The 6,000-nt window shown below is 72.7% G+C and carries 3 protein-coding genes; 1 reads left to right on the top strand and 2 read right to left on the bottom strand.

Annotated features, from left to right (window positions below):
* Positions 1–162: 162 nt before the first annotated feature.
* Positions 163–1,617: a sensor histidine kinase gene (locus V6M57_RS16685; protein WP_332816125.1), complete on the bottom strand. Its 1,455-nt coding sequence runs from the start codon at positions 1,615–1,617 to the stop codon at positions 163–165.
* An 84-nt stretch (positions 1,618–1,701) separates the two neighbouring features.
* A complete protein-coding gene (gene rpoN / locus V6M57_RS16680) occupies positions 1,702–3,093 on the bottom strand; it encodes an RNA polymerase factor sigma-54 (protein ID WP_332816124.1) in 1,392 nt (463 codons plus the stop codon).
* A gap of 151 nt (positions 3,094–3,244) precedes the next feature.
* Between rpoN and V6M57_RS16675 the strand changes: the two genes are divergently transcribed.
* Positions 3,245–5,926, top strand: coding sequence for an ATP-binding protein (locus V6M57_RS16675; RefSeq protein WP_332816123.1), 2,682 nt, complete (start codon positions 3,245–3,247; stop codon positions 5,924–5,926).
* Positions 5,927–6,000: the final 74 nt, after the last annotated feature.

Below are 6,000 nucleotides of genomic sequence, written 5' to 3'. Positions count from 1 at the left end.
TCAGCCAGCGGCAGCTGAACGTCATAGCCACCAAGCTCAACACTCGACCACGCAAGACCCTCGGCTACATCACACCGGCTGATAAATTGGCGGCAAGCGTTGCGCTGACCGGTTGAACTCACCCCCGGCTTTCGCCGGGATGACAAACCATCACCCGCGCAGCTACCGCCCCGCCACCAGCGCCGCCGGCTCGCGCGCGGCGCTGTCCACGATGGGGGACGACGCGCGTTCGGCGGCGGCGCTGGGATCGGTGGGCTGCACCAGCAGCCGGAACACCGTCCCCCGCCCCGGGCGCGATGCGAACTGCAGCGGATGCCCGAGGATGTTGGACAGCCGCGCCACGATGTAGAGCCCCAGCCCGAAGCCCTCTTCCGTGCCGGCGTGGCTGGGCACCTTGAAGAACTCGCGGAAGATCTCGCGCTGGTGCGCCGGCGTGATGCCGATGCCGGTGTCCCAGATCTCGATGCGCGGTCCGTGCCGCGTGCGGCGCGCGGCCACCAGGATGCCGCCCTTCTGCGTGTACTTGACGGCATTGGAGATCAGGTTGCCGACGATGCGCTGCAACAGGATCGGGTCGCTGGTCACCGTGCCGGGCACCGCATGCACGCGGAACTGCAGGCCCTTGGCTTCGGCCAGCGGGCGGTAATGCAGCTCCAGGTCGTGCAGCAGCTTGTCCAGCCGCAACTCCTCGATCTTGAGCTTGATCTTGCCGGTGTCCAGCCGGACCAGGTCGAACAGCGAATCGAACAGCGCGTTCACCGCCTTGGTCGACTCCACGATCTTGGGCGCGAGCTCGTGCACCATCTCCGGCTCGCTGCCCAGCCAGTCGGCATACAGCCCCAGCGCATGCACCGGCTGGCGGATGTCGTGGGCGGCGCTGGCCAGGAAGCGGTTCTTGATCTCGATGGCCTCGAGCGCGGCCTGGGTCTGGCGCGTCAGCGAGTCGATCAGCTGGCTGTTGCGGTACTGCAGCTCGAAGTTGCGGCGGTGCGTCAGGTGCAACCGCAGCCCGGCGTGGCGCACCACCTGCCAGAAGATCACCAGCAGCAACACCATCCAGCCGTGCGGGTTGGGGCCGGAGAACGTCAGGTCCATGCCGACCCGCCAGCCGATCACCGCCAGGGCCGTGACCGCCAGCGTGTCCAGGTAGTGCCGCATGGTCGGCAGGTGGCTCGACAGGCTGTTGATCGAGAACATGCCCAGCCCGGCCAGCACCATCCAGCAGACGAACTGGCTGGCCAGCGGGGCGCGCTCGAAGAACAGCAGCGCGGACATGCCCCACAGCGCGCCGGTCACCGGCCACGCGATGCGGTAGCGCCGCAGGAAAGCCAGGTGGGCATCGGCGCCGGCCGGGGCCACATCGCGCTCGTAGATGCGGATCACGCCGATGCGGACCAGCGCCACCGAGGCGGTGACGAGGGCCCACAGCAGCAGGCCGATGCGCGGCGCATCGTTCCAGAGCACCCCGACGAACAGCGGGACGAGCGCCAGCGCCAGCAGTTGCGTGGTGCGCTGCGTGCGCATCAGGCTGCGGATCAACTCGCCCTGGACCCAGTTGTTCTCCGCCGCACTGGCGGCCGGCGTGCCGGTGTCGGGAGGGGCGCTGTCGGCGTTCACGGGCGCGATTGTCCCGCACCGGGGCCTTGGCCGCCTTCCTGCGCCACCGCCTCCACGCAGGCGGGCTTCGCCGGGACCGGCCGGTCAGGGCGACGCCATCCGCCGCCGCTCCGCCGGTTCGATCTTCATCAGCTGCCGGTACTTGGTGACCGTGCGCCGCGCGACGTTCAGGCCCTGCCCGGCCAGCTGGCGCGCGATCTCCACGTCCGACAAGGGCTGCGCCGACGCTTCCGCCGCGATCATCTCCTGGATCAGGCCGCGGATCGCCGTGGGCGAGCACTCGCCGCCGCTGGCCGTGGCCATCCCGCGCGAGAAGAAATACTTCAGCTCGAACACGCCCGCCGGCGTGGCCATGAACTTGTTGTTGGTCACGCGCGAGACGGTGGACTCGTGCACGCCCACCTCCTGCGCGATCTCGCGCAGTGCCAGCGGCCTCATCGCCATCGCGCCGTAGGCCAGGAAGCGGTGCTGCCGCTCCAGGATGGCCTGCGCCACCGCCAGGATGGTGGAAAAGCGCTGCTCCACGTTGCGCACCGTCCAGCGCGCCTCCTGCAGGTGGACGCCCAGTTCCGCGTGCTCGGGCCGCCGGTGGCGGCGGAACAGCTCGGCGTAGCTGCGATTGAGCCGCACGTGCGGCACCACGGCGTCGTTCAGCACCGCGGTCCACCGGCCGCGCACCTTGCGCGCGATCACGTCCGGCGTGACGTACTGCACCGCCGGCGGCTCGTGCCGCCAGCCGGGCCGCGGGTCCAGCCGCCGGATCGCGGCGCAGGCCTCCTGCGCCTGCGCCACCGGCACGCGCAGCTTGCGCGCCACCGCGTTCACGTCGCGGCTGGCCAGGCATTGCACGCACTCGCGCAGGATGCGCGCGGCCAGCTCGCGCCTGCGCTCGCATTCGATCCCCGGCAACTGCAGCCGCAGGCATTCGACGACGTCGCGCGCCCCCACCCCGGCGGGCTCCAGCGACTGCACCCGGCACAGCGCGATGGCCAGCTCGTCCGGCTCGGGCGGCGGCTCCAGCGGCACCACCGCGGCCAGTTCGGACAAGGGCGTTCGCAGGTAGCCGTCGTCATCCAGCGACTCCACCACCGCCGCGGCCAGCACCCCGTCGCGCTCCGGCAGGGGCAGCAGCTTCAGCTGCGCCAGCAAGTGGTCGGCCAGCGAGGTCCGGGCCACCAGCGTGTCGAACACGCCGTCGGCATCGACCGTGCGGCCGCGCGACACCGCGCTGGCGCCCCACCCGCCGGTGTCCGGCAGCCGATCGGGCACCTCCACGTCCGCGTCCGCCGGCGCCGGCCCGGCCTCCGGCACGCCCTCGTCGCTCTCGAGGAAAGGATTGGTGTCCAGCGCGTCGCGAACCGCACGCGAGAAATCGAGCGACGACATCTGCAGCAGCCTCACCGCGCGCTGCAGCCGCGGCGACAACGCAGGGTGCAGCGCGGCGCCGGCCTGCAGGCTCAAGGATGGCAAGGACATCGGTTCTCCCCTGGCAAGGCGGCCAGCGTAGGCAATGCGGCGGCCCGGGTGTCTCGCCATCTGTAAGTGTTGCGGCCCTCCGTGGCAGGCCGGCCCTCCGGGCGCGACACACCCTGTTGCGGCACGGCCCACCCACGGCGGTGGCCGGGCTATGCTGGCCGGCTACCGCGCGATGCCCGCCGCCATGCCGATCCCGCCTTCGCCGCCGCCGCAGCGCTACGGGCCGCTCGCGCCCCTGCGGCGCTACCTGGTGGTGGTGATCGTGCTGGCGATCCTGCCGCTGGCCGCGCTCGTGAGCTGGCAGATCTTCGCCGAGGTGCGGCACGAGCAGGCGCAGGTCGAGGCCAGCCTCGTGGGTTCGGCCGCGGCGCTGGCGCAGGCGGTGGAGAGCGAACTCAATGGCTCGCTCGATGCCCTGGACCACCTCTCCCATTCCGAGCTGCTGCAGGCCGACCGCACCGAAGGCTTCCGGCGCGCGCTGCGGCAGCGCCCGCCGGCCCGGCGCGACTGGAGCGGCGTGTTCCTGGTCGACTCCGGCGGCGCGCTGCAGTTCGACAGCGCTGCGGGCGCGCAGCCGGGTGCGCCGGCCGCGGGCGAGCTGGGGGCCCTCGCCCGACAGGTGGTGCGCGACGCCCAGCCCGCCGCATCGGGACTGGTGGCTGCGCGCGGCCCCGAAGGCAAGGCCGTGATGCTGGCGGTGCCGGTCGTGCGCGAGGGCCGCATCGCCTACGTGCTGGGAGCGCGTGTGTCGGCTGCGGCCTGGCAGCGGCTGGCCGGCGCGGCCAGCCGGCCCGACGGCGGCCACGTGGCCCTGCACGACGCGCAGCAACGGCCGATCGCCTGGACGCTGCCGCGCGAGCTGCCACCGGGCGGTGGCCCCGCCGGCGAGGCCGGCGAGGCCGCCGACGCGATCCGCAGCCGGCCCTTCGGCGTGCAGCGGCTGGCGGGTATGGATGGCCAGCCCGTGTACGCTGCCTGGCAGCGGGTGGTACCTTCCGGCTGGAGCGTCTCGGTGGCGGTACCGGCGCGTCCGATCGACGCCGCGCACCGGCAGGCGATCCTGGCGGCGCTGGCGGCCAGCGGCGCCAGCCTGCTGCTGGGCGTGCTGCTCGCCACCGCGATTGCGCGCCGCATCAGCCGCCCGCTGCAGACGCTGGCCGCGCGCGGCCATGCCGGCCTGCCCGGCCGGGTTCCCGTGCGCGAGATCGCGATGCTGCGCGACGCCTTGCGGGCGGCGGCGCAGCGCGACCAGCAGGCGCGCCACGCGCTGGAACGGGACATCGCCGAGCGCAAGCGGGTGGAAGGCGAACTGCTGGCCGCGCACGAGCAGCTGAGCGCCGGCCAGCGGCTGATGGACCTGGCCCAGGAAGCCGGCCACGTGGGCTTCTTCCACCACCGCTTCGGCGCCGACGAGCTGGAGTGGACGCCCGGCCACTGCAAGCTGTTCGGCCTGGAGCGCCTGCAGCCGCCCACGCTGGCCGGCTGGCTGGCGCGCATAGCCGCGCAGGACCGCGACCGGGTGGAGCGCGACATCTGGACGGCCTGCGCGCTGCGGCGCGAAGTCCAGACGCTGGAATACGCCGTGGAGCGGCCCGGCGCCAGCTCGGGCTGGATGTCCAGCCGGGTGCTGCTGCGCTACGACGACGCCGGCAAGCCGCTGCAGATGACCGGTGTCACGGTCGACATGACGGACCAGCGCGAAGCCGAGCTGCAGCGGGCCGAGCTCACCGAGCAGGCGGTGGCCGCGCGCCGGACCGCCGAAGCGGCCAGCCGCGCCAAGGACGAATTCCTGTCCATGCTGGGCCACGAGCTGCGCAATCCGCTGGGCGCGATCTCCGCGGCCATCGACGTGCTGGAGACCGCCGACCCGGCCGGCCCGCTGGCCGGCGATGCGCGCTCCATCATCTCGCGCCAGACGCGCAACCTCGCGCACATGATGAACGACCTGCTGGACGTGGGCCGCGTCATCGCCGGCAAGATCCTGCTGGCGCGCCTGCCGGTGGACCTGGCCGCCCTGGGCGAGCGCGTGCAGCGAACGCTGGCGCTGACCGGCGAGGCCTCGCACCACGAACTGCGCCTGCGCCTGGAGCCGGCCTGGGTCGACGGCGACAGCGTGCGGCTGGAACAGGTCATGACCAACCTGCTCACCAACGCCATCAAGTACACGCCGGCGGGCGGCCGCATCGAGGTGGCCACCGGCGTGCGCGACGGCCTCGCGGTGTTCGAAGTCGAGGACACCGGCGTCGGCATCGCGCCGGCCCTGCTGCCGCACGTGTTCGAGCTGTTCGTGCAGGGCGAGCGCACGCTCGATCGACGCGCCGGCGGGCTGGGCATAGGGCTCACGCTGGTGCAGCGGCTGGTGGAACTGCACGGCGGCCGGATCGACGCGCACAGCTCGCCGCAGGGCAGCCGCTTCACGGTGCTGCTCCCGGCGATCGAGGCGCCGGCGCAGGCGCCGGACGACGCGCTCCCCGCCTCGCGCCGCCGCCGCGTGCTGGTGGTGGAGGACAACGGCGACGTGCTGGCGGCGCTGCGGTCCAAGCTGGAGCTGGAGGGGCACACCGTGAGCACCGCGGCCGACGGCATCGAGGGCCTCAAGCGCCTGCTGCGCCAGCAGCCGGAGGTGTCCATCGTGGACATCGGCCTGCCGGGGCTGACCGGCTACGAGCTGGCACGACATGCGCGCGCGGCCGGCTATGCGGGCCGCATGATCGCGCTGTCGGGCTACGGGCTGGCGCGCGATGTCGACAGTGCGATGGTCGCCGGCTTCGACGCGTACCTGGTCAAGCCGGTCGACCGCGGGCAGCTGCGAGCGAGCCTGGAATCAGGCTGAGCAGCGTCGGCGAGCCTTGCCAGGCGTTACACCACGGCCGAACTTCGGTGCCGAATAATCAGCCCGGCCTTTGC

The organism is Ramlibacter sp., from assembly GCF_036676645.1.
Lineage (GTDB): Bacteria > Pseudomonadota > Gammaproteobacteria > Burkholderiales > Burkholderiaceae_C > Ramlibacter.
Note: the sequence above shows the minus strand (reverse complement) of the source record. Positions and strands in the feature narration are given on the sequence as shown.